Below are 25,559 nucleotides of genomic sequence, written 5' to 3'. Positions count from 1 at the left end.
ACCTGAAGTTCACAGGTTCGATTTTTGCGAATGCCATTTTGGAGGCTCCCATGCGGACCAACCTTCCGGTCACGGCCATCGAATATCCAATTACCGACGAAACCCTCATCGTCTCTCACACCGATACGAAAGGGAAGCTGACCTACTTCAACGATCAGTTCGTCGAAGCCTCCGGATTTTCTGAAGCCGAATTGATGGGGCAGCCTCACAACATTATCCGCCATCCGGATATGCCGTCCGCGGCCTTCGAAAATCTGTGGGCCACGCTCCAGCAGGGCAAGCCCTGGTCGGGCGCCGTGAAGAACCGGCGCAAGAACGGCGACTTCTACTGGGTGCTCGCGACCGCCTCTCCGATTCGGCAGAACGGACAGATCGTCGGATACAGCTCCATCCGCACCAAGCTGCCCGCCGACCAGCGCGCCGAGGCGGAGCAAGTGTATAAGATGATCCGCGAGAACAAGCCACACGACTACAGGCTGGATGCGGGCGTGCTCCGCCGCCGCTCGCTGCTTGATCGATTCTCCGTCTTCAACGGCACGCTCAATGCGCGCCTGATTACGCTTGCTGCAACACTGTTGCTGTTTCTCGTCGGGATTGGAGGCGCTGGCCTGCTGGGCACGCGCGAGAGCAACGTCAGGATGAAATCGATCTACGAGGATCGGGCGGTGCCGCTCGCGCAGCTCTTCGAGATCAACGACCGGATGAGGGATAATACGGCCCTACTCTTCGAGGCCGCCTCCAACGGGGGAGCCGGAAAGCCCGTCGGCGAGGTCACCGCCAGGGTGAGCGCCAATCTGGAAAAGGTCAGCAGGATCTGGGCCGAATACATGGCGACTTATCTGACGCCGGAAGAAAAAGGGGTCGCCGATTCCTTTACCCCCAAGCGCATGAACTATGTCGAGAAGGGATTGAAGCCAGCGTTGTCGCTTCTTGCGCACCAGAAGTACGTAGAGCTCGCTGCCGCCCTCGCGGGGCCAGCCCGTGAACTGTACGACGCGGCCAAGGCTGATCTCGATAAGCTGGTGGCCATTCAGGTCAGGGAAGCCAAGGCGGAGTATGATGCGGCCACGTACGAATACAGTTGGCTGATCGGTATTGCGCTCACCCTGCTGGCTCTGAGTGTCGCCATAGCCGGGCTTCTGAGCCGGCAAACCATTCGCGCCATCGTGCGTCCGCTGCAGCGGCTCAATGATGCGATGCTGAGCGTCAACGCCGGCAAGCTCGACAACCGCATCGTCGTCGAGCGAGACGACGAGCTCGGCGTGGCTCTGCGGAATCTGCAGACATTGCAGGCCATCGTTCGATTTGATCGCGACGAGCTGAAGGCGACCGAGAAGCGGGCGGCTACCCAGCGCAAGATGGAGATGAACAAGCTTGCCGGCAGTTTCGAAAGCGCGGTGGGCGAGATCATCGAGACCGTCTCGTCGGCCTCGACGGAGCTGGAGGCCTCGGCGAACACGCTGACCTCGACCGCTGAGCGCGGAGAGAAGCTCGCAACGATGGTTGCGGCGGCTTCCGAGGAGGCCTCCACCAACGTGCAATCCGTCGCGAGCGCGACGGAGGAGCTGTCGTCCTCCGTCAACGAGATCGGCCGACAGGTCCAGGAATCCGCGCGGATGGCCAATGAGGCGGTCGAGCAGGCACGCCTCACTGATCAGAAGGTCGGCGAGCTCTCCAAGGCTGCGGCGCGGATCGGCGACGTCGTCGAGCTCATCACCACGATCGCAGGCCAGACCAACCTGCTCGCCTTGAACGCGACGATCGAGGCCGCGCGGGCCGGCGAAGCCGGCCGCGGCTTTGCCGTGGTCGCTTCCGAGGTGAAGGCCCTGGCCGAGCAGACCGCCAAGGCCACCGGCGAGATCTCCCAGCAGATTTCCGGCATTCAGGGTGCGACCCAGGACTCGGTCAACGCCATCAAGACGATCGGAAGCACGATCAAGTCCCTGTCGGAGATCTCGTCGACCATCGCGGCGGCGGTCGAGGAGCAGGGCGCGGCGACCCAGGAGATCGCGCGCAACGTCCAGCAGGCTGCGCAAGGCACGCACCAGGTCTCGTCGAACATCGCCGACGTCCAGCGTGGAGCGACCGAAACCGGCTCGGCCTCCACGCAGGTGCTCAGCGCGGCGCAAGCGCTTTCAACCGACAGCAATCGGTTGCGAACGGAGGTCGGCCGCTTTCTCGACAGCGTCCGCGCCGCTTGAACGAACGCCGCTCCTCCCGGCCGCCGGGAAAGGCGGCGATCTCGAAGAGATCGTTGTTCCCGCCTCGTGGGGACAACGATCAGATCGGCATGGCCATGCGGCGTTCGATCGGATTATGCCGCCGCCTTCTTGCGCGCCAGCTCGGCCTTGTACAGCTCGAACTCCTCCGCAATCGCTCTTGCGACCGAGGGCCGCTGGCGCAGGCGCTCGTAATAGGCCTTCACGTTCGGCCACTTCGCCAGCTCGATCGGTGGCATCGCCATGGTCCAGTTGATGACGGTGACGAGATAGGCGTCAGCCACGCTGAAATGATCGAGCAGGAAGTCGCGCCCCTTCAGGTAATTGTCGAGATAGTCGAGCCGCGACAGGTTCTTCTCCAGGGCATAGGCCTTGGCGTCCTGCGGCGCCTTGCGGTCGAGCAGGGTGACGAAGAGACCCTTGTGCAACTCGGTGCCGATGAAGCAGAGCCATTGATGCAGCCGCGTGCGCTCGATGCCGGCGCTCGCGCCGAGGCCGGATTGCGGGAAGCGGTCGGCGACGTATTGCAGGATCGCCGCATTCTCGGTCAGCACCAGACCGTCGTCGGTGCGCAGCGTCGGCACCAGGCCGATCGGATTGACGGTGCGGAAGTCGGAGCCGTCGCTCAGCACGGTCTTGGTCGGCGGGTCGACCTCGAGATAGTTCGCCTCGGCGCCGGCTTCGTACAGCGCGACGCGGGTCGCCATCGAGCAGGCGAGCGGCGAGAAATAGAGATCCATCTGTAGCCTCCTTGGGCATTTCTTGAGGTTTCGCTCAACCTGGCCAGATTGATTTTTGTACTGTCTTGCATAATATGGGGCCGGTCAAGGATTATTTTGCGAGATGGTACAAAAATCAAAGCCGCCGATTGCTGCCAATGAGCCCGAGCGCCGCGGCCAACCAAAGCGCCGCGGCCGTCCGCGCGCCTACGAGCCCGATGTCGCGCTCGGCAAGGCGCTGGACCTGTTCCGGAAGCAGGGTTTTGCCGCGACCTCGCTCGACGATTTGAGCGCGGCCACCGGCATGAACCGCCCGAGCCTCTATGGCGCCTTCGGCGACAAGCGCGAGCTCTACATCAAGAGCTATCAGCGCTACCGCGAGGAAGCGCGGGCATCCATGGCTGCGATCTTTCGCGAGGAAATGCCGCTGCGCCAGCGGCTGGAGCGCATCTTCGCTTCGGCGCTGAACATCTATCTGTCCGGCGAGACCGGCCCGCGCGGCTGCTTCACGGTGGTGACGGCGGCATCGGAAGCCGTCGGCGATCCCGAGATCCGCGCCATGGTGCTCGACGGGCTGAGCGAGCTCGACAAGGCCTTTGCGAGCTGCTTCCGCCGCGCCAAGGAGAAGGGCGAGCTGCCGGAGAATGCCGATCCGCTCGTGCTGGCACAGATCGCATCAGCCACCGTCCACAGCATCGCCATCCGCTCCCGCGCCCGCGTCTCGCGCAAGGAGCTGGAGGCCATCGTCAAGGGCGCGATCGATCTGATGGTGGGCGCCAAGGAGTAGGCTGTCGTCCCGGACAAGCGCGCCCAAAAGGCGCGCGCAGATCCGGGACCCATACGCCGCAGCAGGAGTTTGGCGAGCACTCGGAGTTGAGTGGCTTCGGTACGACGACTTCGCGCTAACGATGGATCACGCGGTATGGGTCCCCGCCTTCGCGAGGACGACAGCGAGATTGCTGCACGATCCCGTCCAGCTACGCCGCGCGGATCTGCGCCAGGAAGCGGTCCACCTCGTCGCGCAGCCGCTGCGACTGTTTCGACAGCTCGACCGCCGAGCCCAGCACTTCCTCCGCCGCCGTGCCGGTGGCTGCGATGCCGTCGGTGACGCCCGCAATGTTTTGCGAGACCTCGCCGGTGCGGGCCGCGGCCTGCTGGACGTTCTGTGCGATCTCCTGCGTCGCCGTGCCCTGCTGTCCAACGGCAGCGGCGATCGCGGCGGAGATCTCGTCGACCTGCTGTATCGTCGCGCAGATCGACTGGATGCCGTCCACCGCGCCCGATGTTTCGCCCTGCACCGCGGTGACCTGAGCGCCGATCTCCTCGGTCGCCTTTGCCGTCTGCGTCGCCAATGCCTTGACCTCGGAAGCGACCACGGCAAAGCCGCGGCCGGCTTCGCCCGCGCGCGCCGCTTCGATCGTCGCGTTCAGCGCCAGCAGATTGGTCTGGCCGGCGATGCCGCTGATGAAGGAGACGACGTCGCCGATCTTCTGTGCGGCTTCCGCCAGGCTCTGCACGCGTGCATTCGACTGCCGACCGTCGCTGGCGGCCTTGCCGACCACCTCGGTCGCATGGGCGAGGCGGCGGCTGATCTCCGTCATCGACGAGGACAATTCCTCCGCCGCTGCCGCGACGGTCTGCACGTTCTCCGAAGCCAGTGCCGAGGCCGACGACACCGCGCGCGTCTGCTGCCGGGACTGCTCGACGATGGCCGACATCGAACGCGCGGTATGCTCCATCTCGACCGCAGCCGAGGACACCGTGGTGACGACGTCGCGGATGCTGGCCTCGAAATTGTCGGCAAGCGCGGCGAAGGTCCGCCGCTTCTCCGCTTCGGATTGCTCCTTGGCCTTCAGCTGCTCGGCCTGAAGCTCGTTGAAGCGCAGTGCATTGTCGCGGAACACCGCCACCGCCTTCACCATCGCGCCGACCTCGTCATTGGCCTTGCTGGCCGGAATGGCGACGTCGAGGTGTCCATCGGCCAGCTCGCGCATGACGGACGTGATGGAGATGATCGGACGCGAGATGCCGCGGGCAATGAGATAGCCGACGATCGCCGCCAGCACGAGGCCGAGCGCGGCGATGCCGATGGCGAGCAGCCAGGCGCGGTCGGCCGAAGCTTCGTAATCGGAATTGTCCATCACCAGCTCGACGGCGCCGAGCGGCTTTCCGGAGAAGTCCTTGATCGGCCCAAGCAGCGCCGCGACCGGCGTGTTGTCGAGCTTGGCCTGCCTCACGGTGAAGTCGCCTGCGGCGGCGCGGCCATAATCGGCCGCGTCGAAGAAGCTCTTGCCCTTCAGCGTGCCGCCGAACAATTTGAAGCCGGAGCCGTCGGCAAGATGGAAGGCGACGTCGACGTGGCGGTTCGCCTTGAAATCATCGAGGAAGGGCTGGCCGAAGCTCAGGCCGAATTCGACCGTGCCGAGATGCTTGCCCCCTTGCGCGATCGGCACCACGCCGCGGATGCCAAGTCCGGCGACGCCGCCTTCGAGCCCGACCACGACCTTATGCTCCTGATTGGCGAGCAGAACGGTCTTGCGGAAGCCGGAAAGGTCGTCGCCGAATTTGGCCGGCTGATGCACGCGCAGGAACGATGTCGCCGGCGCCACATGAAACTGGAACTGATCGACGCCGTACTCGGATTTGGTGGCGGCAAACACCGGCCCGAACAGGCCGACCAGGGCGTTGCGGTCCTGTTTGGCCATCGCCTCCTGCGTCGCCGGCATCGCGGCCACGACGGCGCTCATGGCGGCGGCGCGGCGGGATTCCTCGGCAATGCGCGACTGAAGGGCATCATAATGGCTGCGCAGCTCGCGCTGATCGGCGCGGTCGATGATCCCGGCGATGATCCACATCGCCCCGAGCACCGCGAACAGGGCCGTCGCCGCCGCCGTCACCGCGAGGGCAACCGTGATCCGCATCCTGAGGCCGAGGCTCGCGCGCATGTCCGACTCGTTCTTTGACCGTTGGTTAAGAACGCATATCAAGTTCTCGCTAAGAGAGGGTGAACGGGATACCGGCGGAGCGCGGAGGTTGTGGGCCTAATATCCCCGCGCCCGGTCCACCACGTTCTCCAGCGCACCGCCCGCCTCGAACCGCGCGATCTGCTCGGCGACATAGGCCGAGATCGCGTCCGCATCGGTGTCGGCTGCGTTGTGCGGCGTCAGCACCACCTTGGGGTGGGTCCAGAACCGGCTGTCCGCTGCGAGCGGCTCCTGCACGAAGACGTCGAGCGAGGCGGCGCCCAGCGTGCCGTCGTCGAGGCAGGCCAGGATGTCGGCTTCGTTCTGCAAGCCGCCGCGGCCGGCATTGATCAGCACGGGCGCGCCGAGCGGGCTGTTGCGGTTGAGCTTTGCGAAAGCGTTGCGGTTGAGGATGCCGTGCGTCTCCGGCGTCAGCGGCAGCAGGCAGACCAGGATGTCGGTCGTGCGCAGGAAAGCCTCGATCTGCGCGGCGCCATGGAAGCATTCGACACCGTCGATCGTGCGCGGGCTGCGGCTCCAGCCGGCGACACGGAAGCCGAGCCGCCGCAGCACGTCGGCGGCGTCGGCACCCAGCGTTCCCAACCCCATGACGCCGACCGTCACCGCGCTCGCCGGCCACTGATATTTCGGCTCCCAGCGCTTCTCGCGCTGTGATTGCCTGAGATAAAGCTCCTGGCGGTGGTGCATCAGCACGTGCAGCACGACATATTCGGTCATGCGGTTGGTGAGATCGGGCACCGCGACGCGGACCAGCGGCACGTCAGGCAGGCTCTTGTCCGCCATCAGCGCGTCGACGCCGGCGCCGAGATTGAAGATCGCGCGCAGATTGGTGAAGGCGGCCAGATCGCCCGGTACCGGCTTCCATACCGCGGCATAGTGCACCTCGGCCGGATCGAGCCCGGCATCCGGCAGCAGCACCACGCGGCGGCCGCCGCAGACCGCGTCGAACCGGGCCTTCCAGCGCTCCGGCAGCCAGTTCTGCTGCGTGCTGTTGATCAGGACGGCCAGTGTGCCCATGGTCATTCGAAGTGCCTCGTCAAGGTTCCGCTGAAGAAGGCCCTCCTTGCCACGATCTGCCGGATTTTTCTTGCAAATTTTTTCCGCAGTGCTGTCGGAGCGGGGCATATTGGCGCGTCTTCAGAACAGACGAGGAAAGTGCCGCCCATGCTTTATGCCATCCTTTGCTATCACGATGAGGACTTCGTCGGCTCCTGGAGCAAGGAGCAGGACGAGGCCGTGATGAAGAAGCTTGCGGTGGTGCAGGAGAAGCTCACGAGCCAAGGCCGGCTCGGGCCCGTGGCGCGGCTGTTGCCGACCACGGCGGCGGCGACCTTGCGCAAGGAGGACCCGCCCTTGGTGCTCGACGGCCCCTATGCCGAGACCAAGGAGCAGCTGCTCGGCTTCTACATCGTCGATTGCAAGAATCTCGACGAGGCCCTCGACGTCGCGCGCGATCTCGGCGCCGCCAATCCGGGCGGTGCCTATGAGGTGCGCCCCGTCGGCGTGTTCCGGCCCGGAGGAAACCTGACGTGAGCGAGGCCGACACCGCCTGGATCGAGACTGCGCTGACCTCGGCGCGCCCCCAGGCGGTCGGCGCGCTGCTGCGCTATTTCCGCGACCTCGACACGGCCGAGGAGGCCTTCCAGAACGCGTGTCTGCGCGCGCTGAAGACCTGGCCGCAGAATGGTCCGCCGCGCGATCCTGCGGCCTGGCTGATCATGGTCGGCCGCAACGTCGCCATCGACGAGGTGCGACGCACGCGCAGGCAGCAGCCGCTGCCGGAGGACGACCAGGCGATCTCCGATCTTGACGACGCCGAGGGTGCGCTGGCCGAGCGGCTCGACGGCTCGCACTACCGCGACGACATCCTGCGGCTGATGTTCATCTGCTGCCATCCGCAATTGCCGGCGACGCAGCAGATCGCGCTGGCGCTGCGCATCGTCTCGGGCCTTACCGTGAAGCAGATCGCGCGCGCCTTCCTGGTCTCGGAGGCGGCGATGGAGCAGCGCATCACCCGTGCCAAGGCGAAGGTCGCCGAGGCGGGGACGCCGTTCGAGGCGCCCGGCGCGGTCGAGCGCTCCGAGCGCCTCGCCGGCGTCGCGGCGATGATCTATTTGATCTTTAATGAGGGCTATTCGGCGAGCGGCGACACCGCCGAGATCAGAAAGCCGCTCTGCGAGGAGGCGATCCGGCTGGCACGGCTGCTGCTGCGGCTGTTTCCGAGTGAGCCGGAGATCATGGGGCTGACCGCGCTCATCCTGCTGCAGCATGCACGCAGCGCCGCGCGCTTCGCCGGGGATGGCACGCTGATCCTGCTGGACGATCAGGACCGCTCATTGTGGAACGGCACCATGATCGCGGAGGGGCTTGCCTTGATCGACAAGGCGATGCGCCATCGCCGCAGCGGGCCCTACCAGATCCAGGCCGCGATCGCCGCGCTGCATGCCCGCGCGTCGGCACCGGACGAGACCGACTGGGTGCAGATCGACCTGCTCTACGGCGCGCTCGAAGTCGTGCAGCCCTCTCCCGTGGTCACCCTCAACCGCGCGGTCGCGGTCTCCAAGGTGCGGGGGCCGCAAGCCGCGCTCGATCTGATCGAGCCGCTGGCTCCGAAGCTCGCCAATTACTTCCATTTCTACGGCGTGCGCGGCGCCTTCCTGATGCAGCTCGGCCGCAACGACGAAGCCCGCATCGCCTTCGACCGCGCCATTGCGCTGGCCAACACGTCGGCGGAAGCCGCCCATATCCGCATGCATCTCGATCGCCTGATCCGGGACAGCCAGCCGAAGGCAAAGGAAAACGCCAGGGCGAAATGACGCGCGACGATCAAAAAACGTTCAGTTGATTGTCGGCCCCCGCCGTTCGCGTTCGTCCTTTGCCCGTATCATCGGGAGCCCCTCATGCTGAAAGCCATTGCCATCATCGCCATCCTGCTCGTCGTCGGACTTGCGGGTGTCGTCGTCTTCGCGCTGACAAAACCCGACACCTTCCGCGTCGAGCGCAGCCTCGCGGTGAAGGCGCCGGCCGGTGCGATCTATCCGCAGGTCGCCGATTTCCGCCGCTGGACCGGCTGGTCTCCCTATGAGAACCGCGACCCCGCCATGAAGCGCAGTTTCGGTGGAGCCGCGGAAGGCGAGGGCGCGACCTATGCCTGGGACGGCAACAACAATGTCGGCGCCGGCCGCATGGAGATCCTCGAGGCGAACGGGCCGTCCAAGCTTCGCATCAAGCTCGACTTCGAGCGGCCGTTCGAAGGGCACAATACCGCCGAGTTCACCTTTGTGCCGCAAGGCGATGCCACTCTGGTCACGTGGGCGATGTATGGTCCGGCCCCGTTCATGTCCAAGATCATGCAGGTCTTCATCAACATGGACAGCATGATCGGCAAGGATTTCGAGGCCGGTCTCGCCAGCCTGAAGAAGCTGACCGAGAAGCACTAGGCCTCACCGCAAACGAAGAGGAGAGAAACGATGCTCAATCCGTATCTGTTCTATCAGGACACTTGCGAAGCGGCGTTCAATCATTACGCCAAGGTTCTCGGCGGCAAGATCGACGCCATGATGCGCTCGTCGGACGCGCCCCCGGACGTGCCCGCCGCGCCCGGCCGCGAGAAGATGATCATGCATGCGCGAATGTCGCTGCCCGACGGCAGCGTGCTGATGGCGTCCGACGTGCCGCCGGAGCATTTCAGCAAGCCGCAAGGCTTTTCGATCTCGTTCACGGTCAAGGATCCCGCCGATGGCGAGCGCAAGTTCAACGCGCTCGCCGACGGCGGTACCGTCACCATGCCGTTCAGCAAGACTTTCTGGGCCAAGGGCTTCGGCATGTGCGTTGACAAGTTCGGCATTCCCTGGATGGTGAATTGTCCGGAAGAGATGTGACGCCCGCGACTGCATGCATGGTCGTTGAGCCGCGATCCCCTCTCTCCATCCTGGCGTGAGAGGGGATGCGCGGGCCTTTCGCGTCATCCGTGGATCCGCCGTGAGCTTGCTCAGCGGGTCGATCCGGTCACGTCTTCGTCCTGCCGCGGCTGAACACAGCGGGGGCAGATCACGAGCTTGGTGCCGAGCTTCCTGTCGTTCTCCGCTTCGATCTCGTCGTGAACCGCCCACCACGCCTCGGAGTATGGCCGCAGGGCGTCGAGCACACGTTGCCGCTCCTGATTGGGATCGCTTGCTGCGGGCGCGGGATTTGTGGCGCGCGGCTTCGCGGTATGAAGGCGTCTCGGGCTCTTGTTGGGATCTTGGCCGAGGCCATCCCACGCGATCGGGCGACGCTCCTGCGCCGGCGCGACTGCACATCCCAGCAGCGCTGCGCAGAAGGTGAGCAAGATGAAGCCGTTTCGCATCAATGCCGGACCCGAATTTCGCCGCGCAATGCGCAAGCTCCGCACAGGAAACTTGCACAGCGTCGGTCAAATGGAACTTAAGGCAAACGAGTTGGCCGGCATGGCCGAGCAATGAACTCACGATTCGCATGACTTTGCGCGAGCAGTGAGGCTGCTTCGTGAAACCATGCGGACTGCATCGCACAACAATTGACGCAATATTGGGCTGTAATCTGCACGTCAGAATCGCTATTGGTGATTCATAAAATCTAAAAACCGGGGTGGACGTCACTTGAAGGGGAGCGACCGATGGCGGCGGCGCTACAGATCAATTTTGCCCTGTGGGGAATGCTTATCTGCGTCAGCATGAAGCTGGTGCCGGTGATTCAGACTCTTTATTGAAGGCAGCCAAAGCGCGATGGCGCAGAGACCCGGTGCGCACATTGGGTGCGGGCACAGGGAACCTGCCGTATGGCTTCGGGCCAGCTACGCCAGATGCCCTTGATGTGACGCGGTTCACATAAGCCTCATTCATGTCGCCTGGGTGCGGCTGGCGAATTCGTCAGCGGCAGCGCGGATAGATCGCGGCGAGATCACGGCCCTTGAGCAGAAGCAATCGCGAGCTGAGGCCGCCGCGGCGGCTGATCCAGTCGCGAACCGGGCCGGGATAGGCGGCAAGCACCGCGACCGATGCTTCCGGTTCGGCATAAAGGCGCCCGCGCCGGTCGACCGAACGTGCCGCATGAAAGCCGAGCACGGCGCGCCTGGTGACGCAAATGCGCTCTTCCGGCACGATGCTCAGCACCAGTGTGCAGGCAGACAGGCAGGGGCCGTCGATCACCACGCGCTCGCCGCTCTCGCGCACCTTCTCGAACAAGTCGAGGAACGGCCCCACTTGTCCGCCCGGCGACTGGATGATGCGGATTTCCGCGGCGGCGGGCGTAGAGGCGAGCAGCGTGGCTGCAAGCATCACGGCTTTGAGGCAGGTGATACGTCGCATGAAATCTCCACCAACTCGATTTGTAGGGTGGGTTAGCTGAGCGATTGCGCGAAGCGCAATGGCTCGGCGTAACCCACCATCTTTGACGCCACGTGAGAAGAGGTGGGTTACACCCAACGGGCCGCGCTTTGCGCGGCCCGCAGTGCTAACCCACCCTACACTTCCTACCCGTTCCGCCTCTGACCGCGCAGAGTCGGCAAGCCGATGCCGGCTGCATCGAAGCCGCCATCAACGGCTAAAATTTGGCCGGTGATGTAGCTCGCACTTGCCGAGCACAGGAAGTAGATCGCTTCCGCAAGCTCCTCCTCCAGGCCGTAGCGGTTGAGCGGAATGGCGTCGTGATAGTCGGCGCGAATCTCCCTGGTGTGCACCTGCTTGGCCATCGCCGTGTCGACCGGCCCAGGCGCGACTGCGTTGACGCGGATGTTGAGAGAGGCAAGCTCGACCGCGAGCTGCTTGGTCAGATGCGCGAGCCCGGCCTTGCTGGTGCCGTAGGCCGAGCGCAGCGTCGAGGCGCGCACCGCCGAGATCGAGGTGATGTTGACGATGGCCCCGCCATGGCCCTCGCGCATCAAGTGCACGGCCGCCTTGGTGCAGAGGAAGGGGCCGGTGAGGTTGACCTCGAGGACGCGGCGCCAATCGGCCTCGGATGTTTCCATCAGCGGCGCGAACACCGCGATGCCGGCATTGTTGACGAGCGCATCGAGCCGGCCGAACCGGCGCTCGACCTCCGCCATCGCATCGCTCACTGCGGCGGCGTCCGAGACGTCGCAGGTCAGCGCCAGCGTCGCCTCGCTCTGGTCGATCTCGGCGACCGCCCGGCCGAGCAACTCGCCCTCGATGTCGAGCAGCGCCACACGCCAACCCTCGGCCAGAAACTTCTTCGCGGTCGCAAGCCCGATGCCGCGCGCGGCTCCGGTGACGAGGGCGACTTTTTGCGGGGCAGGGGGCATCGGCTGATCGGTCCTTTGTCGAGAATTGCTCGCGCGAGCGCGGGCCCCTTCTTACTTCGCTTTGGTCTCGATGAGGAACCTGGCCGACGAAAATTATTCCCGTCCCGGTGTCGGTTGCGACTGGGACCGTTCGTCTTGCAGGGGAGCGCGGCCCCTTTCGGCGCCTCCGGAAATGACGAAGAAGGGTTAAGGACATTCCATGCGATTCATGATGCTGATGATCCCGCTCGGTTACGAAACCGCGCCGCCGGACGTCCAGCTTGATCCCGAGCGGGTCGCGGCGATGATGCGCTACAACGAGGCGCTGAAGGACGCAGGCGTGCTGATCACGCTCGACGGCCTGCATCCGCCGTCGATGGGCGCACGGGTTTCGTTTGCGACCGGCGAGCCCATTGTCACCGACGGCCCATTCGCCGAGGCCAAGGAAGTCCTGGGCGGATATTGGATGATCGAGGTTGCCTCGCGGGCCGAGGCGATTGCCTGGGCAAAGCAGTGCCCGGCCTCGCCGAACGAAATCATCGAGATCCGGCAGGTGCAGGAGCTGGCCGACTTTCCGCCCGACGTGCAGGCCGCCGCGGCCGGTTTCGGCGACCTGAAGACATAGCGGCGGTGGTCGCGACCAGATCGCGGCTGTCATCAACACATCACCAAAGGAGAGACCGATGAGCACCGAACACAAATTCCTCGCCGTCTATCTCGGCAGCATGAGCGGCGAAAGGATGAAGGCCTGGCACGCGATGCCCGAGGCCGAACGGAAGGCCAGAGAGCGCGAGGGCATGGCCGCCTGGCATGGCTGGGTCGAGAAGCACAAGGACGTCATCGTCGAGCTGGGCGGCCCGCTCGGCAAGACCCGCAGGATCGACGGAAGCGGCATCACCGAGATCAGCAACGCACTGACCGGCTTCACCGTGGTGCGCGCTGCCTCGCAGGAGGAAGCTGCCAAGCTATTCGTGAACCATCCGCACTTTGCGATCTTCCCGGGCGAGGCGATCGAGGTCATGCCCGTCTTGCCGATTCCGCAGATGTAGGTTCGAGTGAATCGTCATTCCGGGGCGGTCCGCAGGATCGAACCCGGAATCTCGAGATTCTCAGGTGCGCAAGCGCGCACCGGGATCGATGCTGGCGCATCGCCCCGGAATGACTGCGGAGGATACGGTTAATCAAACTCGGCCGCCGCTAGTGACCTTCGCGCCCGCCTCATGTAAAGCTCGTTCACATGAGCTGGCGCAAGGAACAGCGCCGCGCCGAGCGCGGCTATCACCACGGCAATCTGAAGGAGGCCTTGTTGCAGGCCGCTCTCGGGCTGATCGCCGAGAAGGGCGCGGCCGGCTTCACCTTCGCCGATGCCGCACGCATGGCCGGCGTCAGTGCGGCGGCACCCTACCGGCATTTCCGCGACCGTGACGAGCTCTTGTCCTCGATCGCCCAGCGCGGCTTCGAGCAATTCGAGGCGCGCCTGACCGCGGCCTGGGACGACGGCCGTCCCGACACGGTCACCGCGTTCGAACGCGTCGGCAAGGCCTATCTCGCCTTCGCCCGCGAGGAGCCGGCCTTCTACAACGCGATGTTCGAGTCCGGTCTGCCGGTCGACGCCAATCCGGCGCTGCAGGCCGCGAGCGAGCGGGCGTTCAACATCATTCGCGCCGCGGCCGAGCGGCTTGCAGCGCTTGCGCCGCCCGGCATGCCGCGGCCGCCGGCGATGATGATGGCGCTGCACATCTGGACCATGGCGCATGGCGTGGCTTCGCTGTTCTCCCGCGGCGACGCGGCGCGGCGAAAACTGCCGATGTCTCCGGACGAGCTGCTCGAGGCCGAGGTGCTGATCTATCTGCGCGGTCTCGGCTTCCCGACGGATCGCCGCCCGCCGGCGAAAGGCGCCGAGCCGCCGCCGGTGCCACCGGAGGCATCCTCCGGTTCCGGAGTGCCGCCCGGGGGCCCCTGGGGCAAGCCGAAATAAGGTGACGCAATAATCACGCGGGCGTGTCTGGCGCCCAGCTTGACAAAATCGGTGGATGGTTTAGCTATGTAAATGTTATTTACATTCACAACGGCGCAGGTGCCGTGATGGAGATGGGAAATGGCCTACACCGCTGATGTCAATCGCTGGCGCGGCCCTTCGGATCAATACCAACAATACGAGCGCCCCCGCATGCTGGACACGCCCTGGCATCCCGGCTGGATCGCCGTGACCATCCTCGGCTTCATCATCTGGTGGCCGATCGGACTTGCCCTTCTCTTTTTCACACTCGGGAGCAGAAGAATGTCGTGCTGGAGCAACCAGGATCGCTGGCAGAACAAGATGGAGCGGATGCAGTACAAGATGGACCGCATGCGCGGCCGCATGGAGCGCAGCGGCTTCGGCTTTGGCTTCGGCCCGCCGTCGTCCGGCAACCGCGCCTTCGACGAGTACCGCTCTGAAACGCTGCGCCGGCTCGAGGAAGAGCAGGTCGAGTTCAGGAACTTCCTCGACCGTCTGCGTCACGCCAAGGACAAGGAAGAGTTCGACCAGTTCATGGCGCAGCACAAGACCCGTCCGACCCCGCCGCCGACCGACCAGCAGCAGGGCTGACCTTCAAGGCCTGACACTTCTCAAAGCCTTCAGGCGCATGCCCCCAAAGTCCTGATGGCCCCGAGCCGCCCGTCTGCGCAACCCGCAGGCGGGCGGTTTGGCTTTGGGAACGTAGGCACGGCCCCGATCCGCTTGATCGAAGGCGCGTGACCCCGAGCGTTCAGCGCACTGTCACGAGCTGGGCCTGCACCGAAGCCAGGAAATGCGCGTAGGCGTGATCCACGATCTCGTTGAGCGATCGTGTTCGCGCGAAGATCGCCCTGGCTTCAGTGAGAAACTCATCGCGGGTCGGTATCTTCGGCAGATGCAGGTGTGTCAGTGCGTCCACGCCGTCATGCGCGCGATTGAGGATGTCGTGCAGCGTCGGCAGTTGCAGCTGGGCGAGATCGGCCCGACGCCGCGCCGAGGAGATCGCATGCGCCAGCTTCTGGGCATCGAACCGTTCGGCGAGCTCGATGGCCGCCCGATTGATGACCCGGGCGCCGAGCGGCTGCTCGTTGCGCAGCACCTGTTCGGGCGGCGCTTTCATGTTCCAGACGATTCCGAGCCAGGACAGCACTTTGAGGACGTAATAGGTGATGTCGATCTCCCACCAGCGGAAGCCCTGACGCACGCTGCTCTGGTAGGCGTGGTGATTGTTGTGCCAGCCCTCGCCCATCGTGAACAGCGCCAGCAGCCAGTTGTTGCGGGAATCATCGCCCGTCACGTAGCGCTTGCGTCCATGCACATGGGCGAGCGAATTGATGCAGAAGGTGGCGTGATAGACCAGCACCGTGCTCCAGAGGAAGCCGACCACCAGGCCCGACCATCCCGCAACGAAGAAGCAGAGCGCCGCAAGCACGAAGGCCGGCAGCAGCTCGAGCCGATGCAGCCACATCAGCTCCGGATAGGCCGCGAGATCGCCGACCTTGACGAGGTCGGTCGCATCGTGCTCGCGATAAAAGATCCAGCCGAGATGGCTGTACAGGAAGCCGCGTTGACGTGGCGAATGCACGTCCAGCTCGGTGTCGGAATGCAGATGATGGTGGCGATGCTTGGCGGCCCACCACAACACGCTCTTTTGCGCGGTGCTTTGCGCAAGGCAGGCCAGAACGAACTGAAAAACCCGGCCGGTGGCAAAAGCCTTATGCGAGAAATAGCGGTGGTAGCCTGCTCCGATGGCAAACATGCGCACGACGTACAATGAACCGCAGATCGCCAGGGCCTGCCAGGTGACGCCTGTCCAGATGGCGGCAAAGCAGCCGAGATGAACCAGCACGAACGGTATGGCGGAGGGGTACATGACGTCGTCGTGGTGGTCGTCGGCGGGCGCGTTGGGCGACATGTCTTGGCGTGACCTCAGGTATTGTGATGCGGGATTCGTGTCGGCAGCAGTGACGGCCGCCGGGTACGAAAAACCCGCGGATGGCGGACCACCGCGGGGCTTGAACGAGCTGCTTTGCATGGGCATCCCGGCCAGGGCAGCTTCGGCCGACGATTTAATAGACTATATGGTTGCGAATGCCTGGCATGCAAGCTCGTAGCCTCACGGGGAGCTGCGGCATGCTGCTCAGGTTGCAGCGGCATGGTGCAGAGAGGGCGCGCGGACTATGTTTGAGACCTGAAGGAAGCCCCACACCGGAGGCGGCGATGACGGCAGCTGTGACCGCGACGAACGATCGCCTGTGGCAGCAGATTCGCGGTGAGGCGCAGCGTGCGGCTGCATCCGATCCGGTCTTCGGCAGATCGCTCGCCGAGACCGTCCTCGCGCATGACGGTCTTGCGGCTGCTCTGGCCGATCTCATCGGCCGCAGGCTGGGCGGTAATCCCGCAGGGCAGGCGCGCTTCGCTGCCTTTTCCCGCGACGCTTTTCACTTTTCGCCGGAGCTGATCGAAGCGGCCGGCCGCGACTTGCAGGCGATCGTGCGCAACGATCCTGCCATCGCCGGCCTGTTGGCGCCGCTGCTGCATTTCAAAGGCTATGTCGCCCTGCAAGCCTGGCGCGTCTCGAACTGGCTCTGGCATCGCGACCAGCGCGATGCGGCGCTGTTGTTTCAGAACGAGGCGTCGAACGTCCTGCAGGTCAGCATTCATCCGTCGGCCAGCATCGGCGCGTCCGTCTATCTCGATCATGCCACCGGCGTCGTGATCGGCGCCAATGTCGTGATCGGCGACGAGGTCACCATCCTCCAGAATGTCAGCATCGGCCGCAGCAATGAGCTGCCGACACGCTCGCCGCGCATCGGCCGTGGCGTGTTCATCGGTGCGGGCGCGACCATTTTGGGCGATGTCCGGATTGGCGATCGCGCCAGGATCGGCGCCGACACGGTCGTGACCTCCGACGTTCCCGCCTGCTGCACCGCGGTCGGAAATCCCGCGCGATTGACCAACTGCCCCGAGCCCGCGCCGGCGGCTTGAGGCGCGAACACATCAAGCGGCGTGGCGGGCGGCCCGACCGGAGCCAAGGCATGGTCGCCGAGGTCTGCCCCGGCGACCTGCCGTTGCTTCAGGCCGCGTGGCGGCGGCTCTCGCCGCCGTGCTGGGGCGTGACCGGCTCCGAGCTGGTCTGGCCCGGCGCATCCAGCACCGCGACGTGATGCCGGTAGACCATCTCCCAGCCCTTCCATCCCGTGAACAGGAGGATGCCGACGACGATCAGCGACAGCACCACGCCCCACGGCGTGACGGCGGCTTCCGTGCCTTGCGCGTAGCGCAGGTAGAAATTGACCAGGGCAAGCACGACCGCGGCGAGATTGCCGACCATGTGGTACCAGGCATCGTTGAGGCGGCGGATGCGCGGCTCGCTGAAGAAGTCGGTAAAGCCGGCCGCAGCCGCGACGAGCGCCGTGACGATGCCGGCGCCGATCAGCCACATCGCGGCCCTGGCCCAGAAATTGTCGCCGGTTGCGATGAAGGCGAGATCAGCAATGGGCGCGCCGACCAGGCATGCGACGGGGAAGGGGATGAGCATCGGGTGGAGCGGGTGATCGCCGATGGCGGCGGTCGTCTTGGGGTTGATGGTCATGGCAAGACCTCGCGGAAAGTGATTTTCGGGACAATTTTTCGGGGGAGGGCTGGTTCCTCGGACAACGCGACCGGGGAGAGGGTTCTCGTGCCCCGGACGCAATGCAGCGCCCCTTGGCGATGCGTTGCAGAGCCGGGGCCCATTTCTCCAGCTGGAGTCTGCGGCTGCTGGGTCCCGGCTCGCACCACAACGCAAGAGCGTTGCGGTGCGTCCGGGACACGCCTCCCAACCGCCTGCGCCGCCTGCCTTTCCCGCCGCCCAATTCACCCCTGGTAACCTCGCATTAACCAACGCCGGGCTCTGGTAAGGGCGGGCAGTCGCGCCCAAAGCCCGAAGCCGAGGCCCGTCAAGGCCCGGGGCCAAAGGCCCATAGTTTTGACATCTTGGCAGGGAATGCAGGCGGCCGGCTTTGGACGAGCCCCTGCACCCCCGAAAGACAAGGCTTTGAGCGGGCATGCCGGCCGCGCCGGTTGTAGCGCGGTCATTGGGGAACCGGCAGCCATTTGCTGGCCGGCATATCGGGTAACGATCGCCTTGAGAGGATACTGCTTATGAATCCGGCCGACGTGGCTCAGTCAGCCCTTCCGGTTGCCGCTTCCGCGGACGTGTCGCTGATCGCGCTGTTCTGGCAGGCTCACTGGATCGTGAAAGCGGTGATGCTGGGGCTTCTGGCCTGCTCGGTCTGGGTCTGGGCCATCGCCATCGACAAGATATTCCTGTTTGCCCGCACGCGCCGCTCGATGGACCGCTTCGAGCAGGCGTTCTGGTCCGGCGAATCGATCGAGGAGCTCTATCGCACGCTCTCGGCCAAGCCGACGCATTCGATGGCGGCGTGCTTCGTCGCGGCGATGCGCGAGTGGAAACGCTCGTTCGAGAGCCATGCCCGCTCGGTCGCGGGCCTGCAGATGCGCATCGACAAGGTCATGAACGTCTCGATCGCCCGCGAGGTCGAGCGGCTGGAACGCCGCCTGCTGGTGCTCGCCACCGTCGGCTCCGCCGGCCCCTTCGTCGGCCTGTTCGGCACGGTCTGGGGCATCATGTCGAGCTTCCAGTCGATCGCGGCGTCGAAAAATACCTCTCTGGCGGTGGTGGCGCCGGGCATCGCGGAGGCGCTGTTTGCGACCGCCGTCGGCCTTATCGCCGCCATTCCCGCCACTATCTTCTACAATAAGTTCACGTCCGAGGTGAACCGGCAGGCCCAGCGGCTGGAAGGCTTCGCCGATGAATTTTCCGCCATTCTGTCGCGTCAGATCGACGAGCGGGGCTGACCGGCGGCATGTATAGTGTGAAGGGCAATTTGGGCACGCGATCATGGCGATGAACGTTGCGAGTTCGTCCGGCGGCGGCCGCCGCCGAGGCCGGCGTAAGCCCGTCGTGGCCGAGATCAACGTCACGCCGATGGTCGACGTGATGCTGGTGCTGCTCATCATCTTCATGGTGTCGGCGCCGATGCTCACGGTCGGCGTGCCGCTCGACCTGCCGCAGACCAATGCCAAGAGCCTCGAAAGCAACGACCAGAAGCCGATCCAGCTCTCGGTCGACATCAAGGGCAAGGTGTTCATCAACGATTCCGAGATCGCCATCAACGAGCTGATCCCCAAGCTGAAGGCGATCACGGACGCGCGCGGCGGGCTCGAGGAACGCATCTATCTGCGCGCCGACAAGAAGGCGGATTACGGCACGGTGGCCAAGGTGATGGGCCTGTTGTCCGGCGCCGGATTCAAGAAGCTCGCCCTCGTCACGGAAGCGGATCAGGGGTAAGCGGTGAAGGTGAACGTCGACAAGACACTCGTTGCGTCGATTGCCCTCCACGTCCTCGTGCTGGGATGGGGGCTCGTCACCTTCAGCAGCAAGGCCTACATCGCGCCTGAGGAGTCGCTGCCGGTCGACATCATCTCCACCGATCAGCTCGCCAAGATGATGGCGGGGCAGAAGACCGGCAAGAAGGAAGAGCCGAAGCCGAAGGTCGAGAAGATCGCGGAAGCCAAGCCCGAGGAAGACGCGGTCGGCAAGGTCACCGAGAAGAAAGAGTTGATCAAGACCAACTCCCAGCCGGAGCCGCCGCCGAAGCCGGTCGAGAAGCCGGTGGAGAAGAAGCCCGAGCCGCCCAAGCCCGTCGCCGAAGCGAAACCGAAGGAAGAGCCGAAGCCGCAGGAGAAAAAGCCTGATCCGGCCAAGGAAGATCCGATCGCCGAGCTGCAGAAGAAGCTGGACACCAAGAAGCCGCCGCCCAAGCCCGTGGAGCAGAAGGTCGCGGCGGTGCAGCCGCAGCAGCAGCCGAAGCCGAAGGAGCGCACCTTCGATCCCGCCCAGATCCAGCGTGATCTCGACAAGCGCGCCGCGACCCGGCACGAGCAGACCGGCTCGGCGCTGAATGCGTCGGCCTCGCTGGGAGCTGCGACAGGGACCGCCGCCAACAACGTCGCGACCTGGCGCGGTGCGTTCCAGGGCGCAGTCAAGCGCTGCTTCACGCCCACCTATAACGGCCAGGATGCCGATCAGTACGAGGCCGACATCGACATTCCCATGAAGATCGACGGATCGCTGGCTTCGGAGCCGATCGTCGTCGCCGTGCGTGGACCGTCGCGCTCGATTGCTCAGGCCATTGCCGAGAGTGCCAAGCGCGCCATCGTGCAGTGTCAGGTCTACTCGTTCATGCCGAAGCAGCAGTACGAGAGCTGGAAGCTCATTCCGATGACTTTCGGCCTGAAAGACATGTTGTGACATCCGAACAAAAGAATTTTCCAATGAATGACGTCCGATCGATGAACCGCCGCCGCTTCATGACGCTGACGACCGGATCGACGCTTGCCATGCTCGGGAGCGGACGCGCCTTCGCTCAAGGGCAGGAAGGGCGCCTGCGCATCGATCCCACAGCATTCCAGCCGATCCCGATCGCGATCACCAACTTCCTGCCCGGCTCGCCCGCCGACGGCGACGTCGGCAACGGCGTCACGCAGGTCATCACCAACAATCTGAAGCGCTCGGGTCTGTTCGCGCCGATCGATCAGGCCGCTTTCATCGAACGCATCAGCAACATGGACGTCGCGCCGCAATTCCAGAACTGGAAGACGCTGAACGCGCAGGCCCTCGTCACCGGCCGCATGACGCGGCAGCCCGATGGCCGGCTGAAGGCCGAATTCCGCCTGTGGGACGTGATCTCCGGCCAGCAGCTCGCCGGCCAGCAATATTTCACCTCGCCGGAATATTGGCGCCGCATCGCCCACATCATCTCCGACCAGATCTACGAGCGGATGACCGGCGAGAAGGGCTATTTCGACAGCCGCGTGGTGTTCGTGGACGAAAGCGGCCCGAAGGAGCGCCGCGTCAAGCGGCTGGCGATGATGGACCAGGACGGCGCCAACGTGCGCTATCTGACCCGCGGCTCCGACCTCGTGCTGACGCCGCGCTTCTCGCCGAACTCGCAAGAGATCACCTACATGGAGTTCGGCCAGGGCGATCCGAAGGTCTATCTCTTCAACATCGAGACCGGCCAGCGCGAGATCGTCGGCAACTTCCCGGGCATGACCTTCGCGCCGCGCTTCTCGCCGGACGGCCAGCGCGTCATCATGAGCCTGCAGCAGGGCGGCAATTCCAACCTGTTCGTGATGGATCTGCGCTCGCGCTCGACCACGCGCCTTACCGACACGCCGGCGATCGACACCTCGCCGTCCTATTCACCGGACGGCACCCGCATCTGCTTCGAGTCCGATCGCGGCGGCCGGTCGCAGATCTACGTGATGGCGGCGGGTGGCGGGCAGGCCCAGCGCATCTCCTTCTCCAAGGACGACACCAACGCCAGCTATTCGACGCCGGTGTGGTCGCCGAAGGGCGACTACATCGCCTTCACGAGGCAAGGCGGCGGACAGTTCGCGATCGGCGTCATGAAGCCCGACGGCTCCGGCGAGCGGCTGCTGACTTCCGGCTTCCACAACGAAGGTCCGACCTTCTCCCCGAACGGCCGCGTGCTGATGTTCTTCCGCGACCCCGGCGGCAACGGCGGGCCCTCGCTGTACAGCGTCGACATCTCCGGTCGCAACGAGCTCAAGGTGCCGACGCCGGGCTTCGCGTCCGACCCGGCCTGGTCGCCGTTGCTGTCCTCGACGGCGGGTCAATAGAACGCGGGTTCGGAACGCGCGATCTTTTCGAAAATCGTGCCGATTTTCCCGCTTTCGACGATGCGGGTAAGCCTTTCTTCACCTTGTGCCCGGCAAGGCTTGCCTAATTGCTTGATTTTTAAGCTGGAATTGGTTCGGCATTACCGAAAAACAACTCGACTTTAACGATGTTCCCTCAGAAAGACTTCACCTGAGCCGGGTAAAAGTACGCGCCAAACAGGACGCGCGTACAAACACCAATGCAGTTCGCAAGCCAGAGCGGAGAACCTGAGCCGGCGTCGCCGAGGATTTCGGCCGCGCTGATCGATTCGCTGTTCGAAACGCCAGCTCCCTTGCTGACGGGGCTTGTCTTCGGCGTCGTCGCGGCGGCCGCGACCGCGCTGAAGACCGGAGAACCTTTGATCTGGGCGTGTGTGGCGCTCTTGATCCTCGCCGGCGCCATCCGGGCGTTCGACTTGCGGCGGTACCAGATGCGCAAGTCGACGCTGACCACCGACGAAGCGGCGCGATGGAAGAACCGGCATCAGATCGGGGCGATGATCCAGGCCGCCGCCGTCGGCATCTGGAGCACCACCACGCTGTTGGTCAGCGACGATGCCGTCGCCCATATGATCTCTCTCTCCACGACCACGGGCTTCGTGGCGGGTGGTGCAGGCCGGGCGTACGGACGGCAATGGATATATCAGCTGCAGGCTACGCTTTGCTTCGGTTCGACGGTGGTCGCGCTGGCGTGGCGTGGCACGCCCTATTACATCGTCATGTCAGTCCTGTGCGCCGCGTTTCTGGTGGCCGTCATACAGATTTCGGCCAATCTGCACAGAATATTCATGCGGGCGCTCGTCGCGCGCGAACGCGAAGCGGCCCTGGCGGGCCAGTTCGACAGCGCGTTGAACAACATGCCCCATGGCCTGTGCATGTTCCGTGTCGACGGTCAGCTTGCGGTGATGAATCATCGTTTCAGCGAAATGATGAATCTGCCTGACGATCTCGTCCAGCGCGGCCCCAATGCGTCCGAAATCATCGCGGCGTGCGTCAGCGGCGGCTCCATCTCGGCCGAGAACGGCAACCTGATCCTCCGGGAGATCGAGGACGGACGGGTCCGCGAGCTCCTGACCTCGGATCCGGATATCGCGCGCGGGCGCGCGCTGTCCTGGACCTTCCAGCCAATGGCCGATGGCGGCACGGTCATGCTGATCGAGGACATCACCGAGCGTAAGAACGCCGAGGCGAGGATCACCCATCTTGCCCGCTACGACGAGCTCACGGCATTGCCCAACCGGGTCAGCTTCCACGACGAGATCGAGCGGCTGCTGGCGAATTCGCATCATGCCGAGCGCCTCTCCGCACTGCTGTTCGTCGACCTCGACCAGTTCAAGCAGGTCAACGACACGCTTGGCCATCCCTGCGGCGACCAGCTGCTGTGCGCGGTTGCCAATCGCCTGCGCGAGATGCTGCGGCCCGACGATTTCGTCGCCCGCTTCGGCGGCGACGAATTCGTCGTGTTCCAGCAGAACATCTCTTCGCCGGAGGACGCCGCCAGCCTCGCCCGCCGCATCGTCGAGCGCCTCAGCGAGCGCTATCGCATCGACAACCACCTCGTCGAGATCGGCGCGAGCGTTGGCATTGCGCTGACCTCGCCGGATGGCAGCGCCAGCGCCGACACGCTGCTCAAGAACGCCGACATGGCGCTGTACCGGGCCAAGGCCGACGGCCGCGGTACCTTCTGCTTCTTCCGCGACGAGATGGCGGCGACCGTCGAGGCCCGCCGCATCCTGGAGCTGGACTTGCGCAAGGCGCTCGCCAACGAGGAATTCGAGCTGTTCTATCAGCCGCTGGTCAACCTCAAGACCGGCAAGATCACCACCTGCGAGGCGCTGCTGCGCTGGAACCATCCGGTGCGCGGCACGGTCTCGCCGGTCGACATCATCCCGGTCGCCGAGGACATGGGCCTGATCGTCGATCTCGGCCGCTGGATCCTGCGGCGGGCCTGCATGGAGTGCATGAAGTGGCCGGACGGCGTCAGCGTCGCCGTCAACTTCTCGCCACAGCAATTCCACCAGCGCGACGTGCTGAGCGAGATCCGCTACGCGCTCGAAGTCTCGGGCCTGCCGACGCATCGGCTGGAGATCGAGATCACCGAGTCCTCGCTGCTGCGCAACACCCAGCTCACGCACGACATCCTCTCGCAGCTTCATGCGCTTGGCGTGCGCATCTCGCTCGACGATTTCGGCACCGGCTATTCCAGTCTGAGCTATCTGCACAATTTCCCGATGCAGAAGGTGAAGATCGACCGCTCCTTCCTCGAAGGCATCGATACCGATCGGCCGCTGACGCTGTTGCGCGGGGTGGCGCGGCTGGCCGCCGACCTCGGCATGTCGGTGGTGGTCGAGGGCATCGAGACCAACGAGCAGCTCGAACTGATCAGCGCCGACGGGACCATCACCGAAGGACAGGGCTATCTTTTCAGCCGGCCGGTGCCGGCCATCCGGGTTCGGCAATTGCTGAATGCCTCGCACGGCCGCCGCTTGCCCGACGATCAACTGACCGTCGCCTCGCGATCGATCGCCTGACGCCTCCGTAAAACTGCGGGAAATCCCTGGTTTTCTGCGACTGGCAGGGTTAACCCTAACCGGGTGCTTCAATTGCGCCGGCGTTAAGAAGGTGTTAATCCTGTTCCACCCGCGAGGGTTGTTTGTCAGTCGAGGAATGCTGGATGAAGCCCGAAGCCGAACCGCGCGCTTCGCTCTCTGTGCGGGGGGGAGCGCTGTTCGACCGCGTCGACTACCGATCCATCGAGACTCCTGAGGAGAAAGATCAGCTCTATCAGATGCGCTATCGGGCCTATACGCGTGGCGGATTGATTCCGCCGTCGGAGTCCGAGCGCTACAGCGATAGCTACGACGATGCACCCAATGCCCGGATCTTCGGAGTGTATGTCGACGGAGAGCTCTGCAGCTCTATCCGTCTTCACGTGCTGACGTCAGAACAACGGGCGTCCTGCACCACCGACTTGTTCGGCGACGTTCTTCACCCCCGCCTCGATCGCGGCGAAGTCTTCATCGATCCGGCCCGCTTCGTCGCAAGCCCGGAAAAAGCCAAGTGTTTTCCGGAGCTGCCTTATGTGACGGTGCGGCTCGTCTTCCTGGCCTGCGAACATTTCAATGCCGATACCGGGCTCGCGCTCGTCCGTCCCGCGCACGAGGCGTTCTATCGCCGGGTCTTTCTCAACGAGACCATCGCAGAACCGCGCTTGTTCCCGAATGCCTTGGCAAAGGTCGCGTTGATGGCGTCCGACTTCCGCGCCGTGCGGGAAAGGGTGTTGACGCGTTTTCCGATCATGCGCTCGAGTGCCTTCGAGCGACGCATGCTGTTTGGGCCTAGCAGTGCGTCATCGCTGAGCGGCGTCTCGCCCAAACTGGCCTCCGAACGTCCAAAGCTGGTCGTCTATTCCTGAGAGCCCGTCGGGGCGCATGCCCTCGAACCGAGCTGCCGTCCAGCGCCAGGCCCCGACCGGGCTTATTTTTGGCCGGTTTCGCCGGTTCGGACGCTTGCCTTCACCCTCGCGCCACATTTACAACCCATTAACCATGACGGGTGCTTTTCGCCGGTTGGGGGCATTTGATCGGCTGAGGCAAGGTTCCGTCAAGGTTGACGGAACGTTCGCTT

26 protein-coding genes are annotated in these 25,559 nt (G+C 64.5%); 18 read left to right on the top strand and 8 right to left on the bottom strand.

Features of this window, described 5'->3' with window-relative positions; genetic code table 11:
- Window positions 1-50 precede the first annotated feature (50 nt).
- Window positions 51-2,201 (top strand): methyl-accepting chemotaxis protein, encoded by a 2,151-nt coding sequence (locus K410_RS0130700; protein ID WP_028138419.1) that lies wholly within the window; start codon window positions 51-53, stop codon window positions 2,199-2,201.
- Window positions 2,202-2,314: 113 nt separating this feature from the next.
- Here the strand turns inward: K410_RS0130700 and K410_RS0130695 are convergent, their stop codons facing one another.
- Window positions 2,315-2,959 (bottom strand): glutathione binding-like protein, encoded by a 645-nt coding sequence (locus K410_RS0130695; protein ID WP_028138418.1) that lies wholly within the window; start codon window positions 2,957-2,959, stop codon window positions 2,315-2,317.
- Window positions 2,960-3,062: 103 nt separating this feature from the next.
- On the opposite strand from K410_RS0130695, the gene K410_RS0130690 reads away from it, so the two are divergent.
- Window positions 3,063-3,725 carry a TetR/AcrR family transcriptional regulator gene (locus K410_RS0130690; RefSeq protein WP_028138417.1) on the top strand — a complete coding sequence of 221 codons (663 nt, stop codon included), beginning with the start codon at window positions 3,063-3,065 and terminating at the stop codon, window positions 3,723-3,725.
- Between the two features lie 190 nt (window positions 3,726-3,915).
- Here the strand turns inward: K410_RS0130690 and K410_RS0130685 are convergent, their stop codons facing one another.
- Together K410_RS0130685 and K410_RS0130680 are read right to left on the bottom strand one after the other, a co-directional pair.
- A complete protein-coding gene (locus tag K410_RS0130685; protein WP_028138416.1) occupies window positions 3,916-5,883 on the bottom strand; it encodes a methyl-accepting chemotaxis protein in 1,968 nt (655 codons plus the stop codon).
- A gap of 96 nt (window positions 5,884-5,979) precedes the next feature.
- On the bottom strand, window positions 5,980-6,945 hold the full coding sequence (locus K410_RS0130680; protein WP_028138415.1) for a 2-hydroxyacid dehydrogenase: 966 nt from the start codon (window positions 6,943-6,945) through the stop codon (window positions 5,980-5,982).
- 141 nt (window positions 6,946-7,086) lie between these two features.
- On the opposite strand from K410_RS0130680, the gene K410_RS0130675 reads away from it, so the two are divergent.
- The 4 genes from K410_RS0130675 to K410_RS0130660 all read left to right on the top strand — a co-directional run bounded on the left by K410_RS0130675 (window position 7,087) and on the right by K410_RS0130660 (window position 9,803).
- Window positions 7,087-7,455, top strand: a complete 369-nt coding sequence (locus K410_RS0130675; RefSeq protein WP_028138414.1) for a YciI family protein — start codon at window positions 7,087-7,089, stop codon at window positions 7,453-7,455.
- Entirely contained in the window at window positions 7,452-8,738 is a 1,287-nt protein-coding gene (locus tag K410_RS0130670) for an RNA polymerase sigma factor (RefSeq protein ID WP_028138413.1), read from the top strand. Before K410_RS0130675 ends, K410_RS0130670 begins: the two co-directional genes overlap by 4 nt.
- 84 nt (window positions 8,739-8,822) lie before the next feature.
- Entirely contained in the window at window positions 8,823-9,362 is a 540-nt protein-coding gene (locus K410_RS0130665) for an SRPBCC family protein (protein WP_028138412.1), read from the top strand.
- Between the two features lie 30 nt (window positions 9,363-9,392).
- Entirely contained in the window at window positions 9,393-9,803 is a 411-nt protein-coding gene (locus K410_RS0130660) for a VOC family protein (RefSeq protein WP_028138411.1), read from the top strand.
- 110 nt (window positions 9,804-9,913) lie between these two features.
- Here the strand turns inward: K410_RS0130660 and K410_RS0130655 are convergent, their stop codons facing one another.
- On the bottom strand, window positions 9,914-10,273 hold the full coding sequence (locus K410_RS0130655; RefSeq protein WP_028138410.1) for a hypothetical protein: 360 nt from the start codon (window positions 10,271-10,273) through the stop codon (window positions 9,914-9,916).
- On the opposite strand from K410_RS0130655, the gene K410_RS41315 reads away from it, so the two are divergent.
- Window positions 10,254-10,385 (top strand): hypothetical protein, encoded by a 132-nt coding sequence (locus K410_RS41315; protein ID WP_283805942.1) that lies wholly within the window; start codon window positions 10,254-10,256, stop codon window positions 10,383-10,385. The two genes, K410_RS0130655 and K410_RS41315, sit on opposite strands and share 20 nt — an antisense overlap.
- Window positions 10,386-10,811: 426 nt before the next feature.
- Here the strand turns inward: K410_RS41315 and K410_RS0130645 are convergent, their stop codons facing one another.
- Both K410_RS0130645 and K410_RS0130640 read right to left on the bottom strand, forming a co-directional pair.
- Window positions 10,812-11,249 (bottom strand): hypothetical protein, encoded by a 438-nt coding sequence (locus tag K410_RS0130645; RefSeq protein WP_028138409.1) that lies wholly within the window; start codon window positions 11,247-11,249, stop codon window positions 10,812-10,814.
- Window positions 11,250-11,413: 164 nt separating this feature from the next.
- On the bottom strand, window positions 11,414-12,202 hold the full coding sequence (locus K410_RS0130640) for an SDR family NAD(P)-dependent oxidoreductase (RefSeq protein WP_028138408.1): 789 nt from the start codon (window positions 12,200-12,202) through the stop codon (window positions 11,414-11,416).
- Window positions 12,203-12,401: 199 nt separating this feature from the next.
- Between K410_RS0130640 and K410_RS0130635 the strand changes: the two genes are divergently transcribed.
- From K410_RS0130635 to K410_RS0130620, 4 genes are all read left to right on the top strand, one after another.
- Window positions 12,402-12,806: a YciI family protein gene (locus tag K410_RS0130635; protein ID WP_028138407.1), complete on the top strand. Its 405-nt coding sequence runs from the start codon at window positions 12,402-12,404 to the stop codon at window positions 12,804-12,806.
- Window positions 12,807-12,864: 58 nt separating this feature from the next.
- Entirely contained in the window at window positions 12,865-13,230 is a 366-nt protein-coding gene (locus tag K410_RS0130630; protein ID WP_028138406.1) for a YciI family protein, read from the top strand.
- A gap of 188 nt (window positions 13,231-13,418) precedes the next feature.
- The gene (locus K410_RS0130625; protein ID WP_028138405.1) at window positions 13,419-14,159 is read left to right on the top strand and encodes a TetR/AcrR family transcriptional regulator; all 741 of its coding nucleotides are present in this window, start codon (window positions 13,419-13,421) and stop codon (window positions 14,157-14,159) included.
- 120 nt (window positions 14,160-14,279) lie between these two features.
- Window positions 14,280-14,771, top strand: a complete 492-nt coding sequence (locus tag K410_RS0130620; protein ID WP_028138404.1) for a DUF2852 domain-containing protein — start codon at window positions 14,280-14,282, stop codon at window positions 14,769-14,771.
- A gap of 160 nt (window positions 14,772-14,931) precedes the next feature.
- Here K410_RS0130620 and K410_RS0130615 read toward each other — a convergent pair whose 3' ends face one another.
- A complete protein-coding gene (locus K410_RS0130615; protein ID WP_028138403.1) occupies window positions 14,932-16,095 on the bottom strand; it encodes an acyl-CoA desaturase in 1,164 nt (387 codons plus the stop codon).
- Window positions 16,096-16,400: 305 nt separating this feature from the next.
- Between K410_RS0130615 and K410_RS0130610 the strand changes: the two genes are divergently transcribed.
- The gene (locus tag K410_RS0130610) at window positions 16,401-17,168 is read left to right on the top strand and encodes a serine acetyltransferase domain-containing protein (RefSeq protein ID WP_028138402.1); all 768 of its coding nucleotides are present in this window, start codon (window positions 16,401-16,403) and stop codon (window positions 17,166-17,168) included.
- 88 nt (window positions 17,169-17,256) lie between these two features.
- Here the strand turns inward: K410_RS0130610 and K410_RS0130605 are convergent, their stop codons facing one another.
- Complete coding sequence (locus K410_RS0130605) at window positions 17,257-17,775, bottom strand: DUF2231 domain-containing protein (RefSeq protein ID WP_028138401.1); 519 nt, start codon at window positions 17,773-17,775, stop codon at window positions 17,257-17,259.
- A 551-nt stretch (window positions 17,776-18,326) separates the two neighbouring features.
- Here K410_RS0130605 and tolQ point away from each other — a divergent pair.
- The 6 genes from tolQ to K410_RS37510 all read left to right on the top strand — a co-directional run bounded on the left by tolQ (window position 18,327) and on the right by K410_RS37510 (window position 25,347).
- Window positions 18,327-19,043 (top strand): protein TolQ, encoded by a 717-nt coding sequence (gene tolQ, locus K410_RS0130600; protein ID WP_028138400.1) that lies wholly within the window; start codon window positions 18,327-18,329, stop codon window positions 19,041-19,043.
- Window positions 19,044-19,086: 43 nt separating this feature from the next.
- Window positions 19,087-19,536, top strand: a complete 450-nt coding sequence (gene tolR / locus K410_RS0130595; RefSeq protein WP_028138399.1) for a protein TolR — start codon at window positions 19,087-19,089, stop codon at window positions 19,534-19,536.
- A 3-nt stretch (window positions 19,537-19,539) separates the two neighbouring features.
- Window positions 19,540-20,499, top strand: a complete 960-nt coding sequence (locus tag K410_RS0130590) for a hypothetical protein (RefSeq protein ID WP_028138398.1) — start codon at window positions 19,540-19,542, stop codon at window positions 20,497-20,499.
- A gap of 41 nt (window positions 20,500-20,540) precedes the next feature.
- Entirely contained in the window at window positions 20,541-21,893 is a 1,353-nt protein-coding gene (gene tolB, locus K410_RS0130585) for a Tol-Pal system beta propeller repeat protein TolB (protein ID WP_028138397.1), read from the top strand.
- A 239-nt stretch (window positions 21,894-22,132) separates the two neighbouring features.
- Window positions 22,133-24,463 (top strand): putative bifunctional diguanylate cyclase/phosphodiesterase, encoded by a 2,331-nt coding sequence (locus tag K410_RS0130580; protein WP_028138396.1) that lies wholly within the window; start codon window positions 22,133-22,135, stop codon window positions 24,461-24,463.
- A gap of 143 nt (window positions 24,464-24,606) precedes the next feature.
- On the top strand, window positions 24,607-25,347 hold the full coding sequence (locus tag K410_RS37510; protein WP_049820397.1) for an N-acyl amino acid synthase FeeM domain-containing protein: 741 nt from the start codon (window positions 24,607-24,609) through the stop codon (window positions 25,345-25,347).
- Window positions 25,348-25,559 lie beyond the last annotated feature (212 nt).

Source organism: Bradyrhizobium sp. 22 (assembly GCF_000482425.1).
Taxonomy (GTDB): Bacteria; Pseudomonadota; Alphaproteobacteria; order Rhizobiales; family Xanthobacteraceae; genus Bradyrhizobium; species Bradyrhizobium japonicum_B.
Note: the sequence above shows the minus strand (reverse complement) of the source record. Positions and strands in the feature narration are given on the sequence as shown.

Coding starts and splice junctions, on each gene's coding strand:
- tolQ (WP_028138400.1), top strand. CDS start 18,327: ATGAATCCGGCCGACGTGGCTCAGTCAGCCCTTCCGGTTGCCGCTTCC.
- K410_RS0130635 (WP_028138407.1), top strand. CDS start 12,402: ATGCGATTCATGATGCTGATGATCCCGCTCGGTTACGAAACCGCGCCG.
- K410_RS0130700 (WP_028138419.1), top strand. CDS start 51: ATGCGGACCAACCTTCCGGTCACGGCCATCGAATATCCAATTACCGAC.
- K410_RS0130610 (WP_028138402.1), top strand. CDS start 16,401: ATGACGGCAGCTGTGACCGCGACGAACGATCGCCTGTGGCAGCAGATT.
- K410_RS0130665 (WP_028138412.1), top strand. CDS start 8,823: ATGCTGAAAGCCATTGCCATCATCGCCATCCTGCTCGTCGTCGGACTT.
- K410_RS0130630 (WP_028138406.1), top strand. CDS start 12,865: ATGAGCACCGAACACAAATTCCTCGCCGTCTATCTCGGCAGCATGAGC.
- K410_RS0130605 (WP_028138401.1), bottom strand. CDS start 17,775: ATGACCATCAACCCCAAGACGACCGCCGCCATCGGCGATCACCCGCTC.
- K410_RS37510 (WP_049820397.1), top strand. CDS start 24,607: ATGAAGCCCGAAGCCGAACCGCGCGCTTCGCTCTCTGTGCGGGGGGGA.
- K410_RS0130580 (WP_028138396.1), top strand. CDS start 22,133: ATGCAGTTCGCAAGCCAGAGCGGAGAACCTGAGCCGGCGTCGCCGAGG.
- K410_RS0130615 (WP_028138403.1), bottom strand. CDS start 16,095: ATGTCGCCCAACGCGCCCGCCGACGACCACCACGACGACGTCATGTAC.
- K410_RS0130675 (WP_028138414.1), top strand. CDS start 7,087: ATGCTTTATGCCATCCTTTGCTATCACGATGAGGACTTCGTCGGCTCC.
- K410_RS0130660 (WP_028138411.1), top strand. CDS start 9,393: ATGCTCAATCCGTATCTGTTCTATCAGGACACTTGCGAAGCGGCGTTC.
- K410_RS0130695 (WP_028138418.1), bottom strand. CDS start 2,959: ATGGATCTCTATTTCTCGCCGCTCGCCTGCTCGATGGCGACCCGCGTC.
- K410_RS0130625 (WP_028138405.1), top strand. CDS start 13,419: ATGAGCTGGCGCAAGGAACAGCGCCGCGCCGAGCGCGGCTATCACCAC.
- K410_RS0130680 (WP_028138415.1), bottom strand. CDS start 6,945: ATGACCATGGGCACACTGGCCGTCCTGATCAACAGCACGCAGCAGAAC.
- K410_RS0130685 (WP_028138416.1), bottom strand. CDS start 5,883: ATGCGCGCGAGCCTCGGCCTCAGGATGCGGATCACGGTTGCCCTCGCG.
- tolR (WP_028138399.1), top strand. CDS start 19,087: ATGGCGATGAACGTTGCGAGTTCGTCCGGCGGCGGCCGCCGCCGAGGC.
- K410_RS0130645 (WP_028138409.1), bottom strand. CDS start 11,249: ATGCGACGTATCACCTGCCTCAAAGCCGTGATGCTTGCAGCCACGCTG.
- tolB (WP_028138397.1), top strand. CDS start 20,541: ATGAACCGCCGCCGCTTCATGACGCTGACGACCGGATCGACGCTTGCC.
- K410_RS41315 (WP_283805942.1), top strand. CDS start 10,254: ATGAAGCCGTTTCGCATCAATGCCGGACCCGAATTTCGCCGCGCAATG.
- K410_RS0130620 (WP_028138404.1), top strand. CDS start 14,280: ATGGCCTACACCGCTGATGTCAATCGCTGGCGCGGCCCTTCGGATCAA.
- K410_RS0130690 (WP_028138417.1), top strand. CDS start 3,063: ATGGTACAAAAATCAAAGCCGCCGATTGCTGCCAATGAGCCCGAGCGC.
- K410_RS0130640 (WP_028138408.1), bottom strand. CDS start 12,202: ATGCCCCCTGCCCCGCAAAAAGTCGCCCTCGTCACCGGAGCCGCGCGC.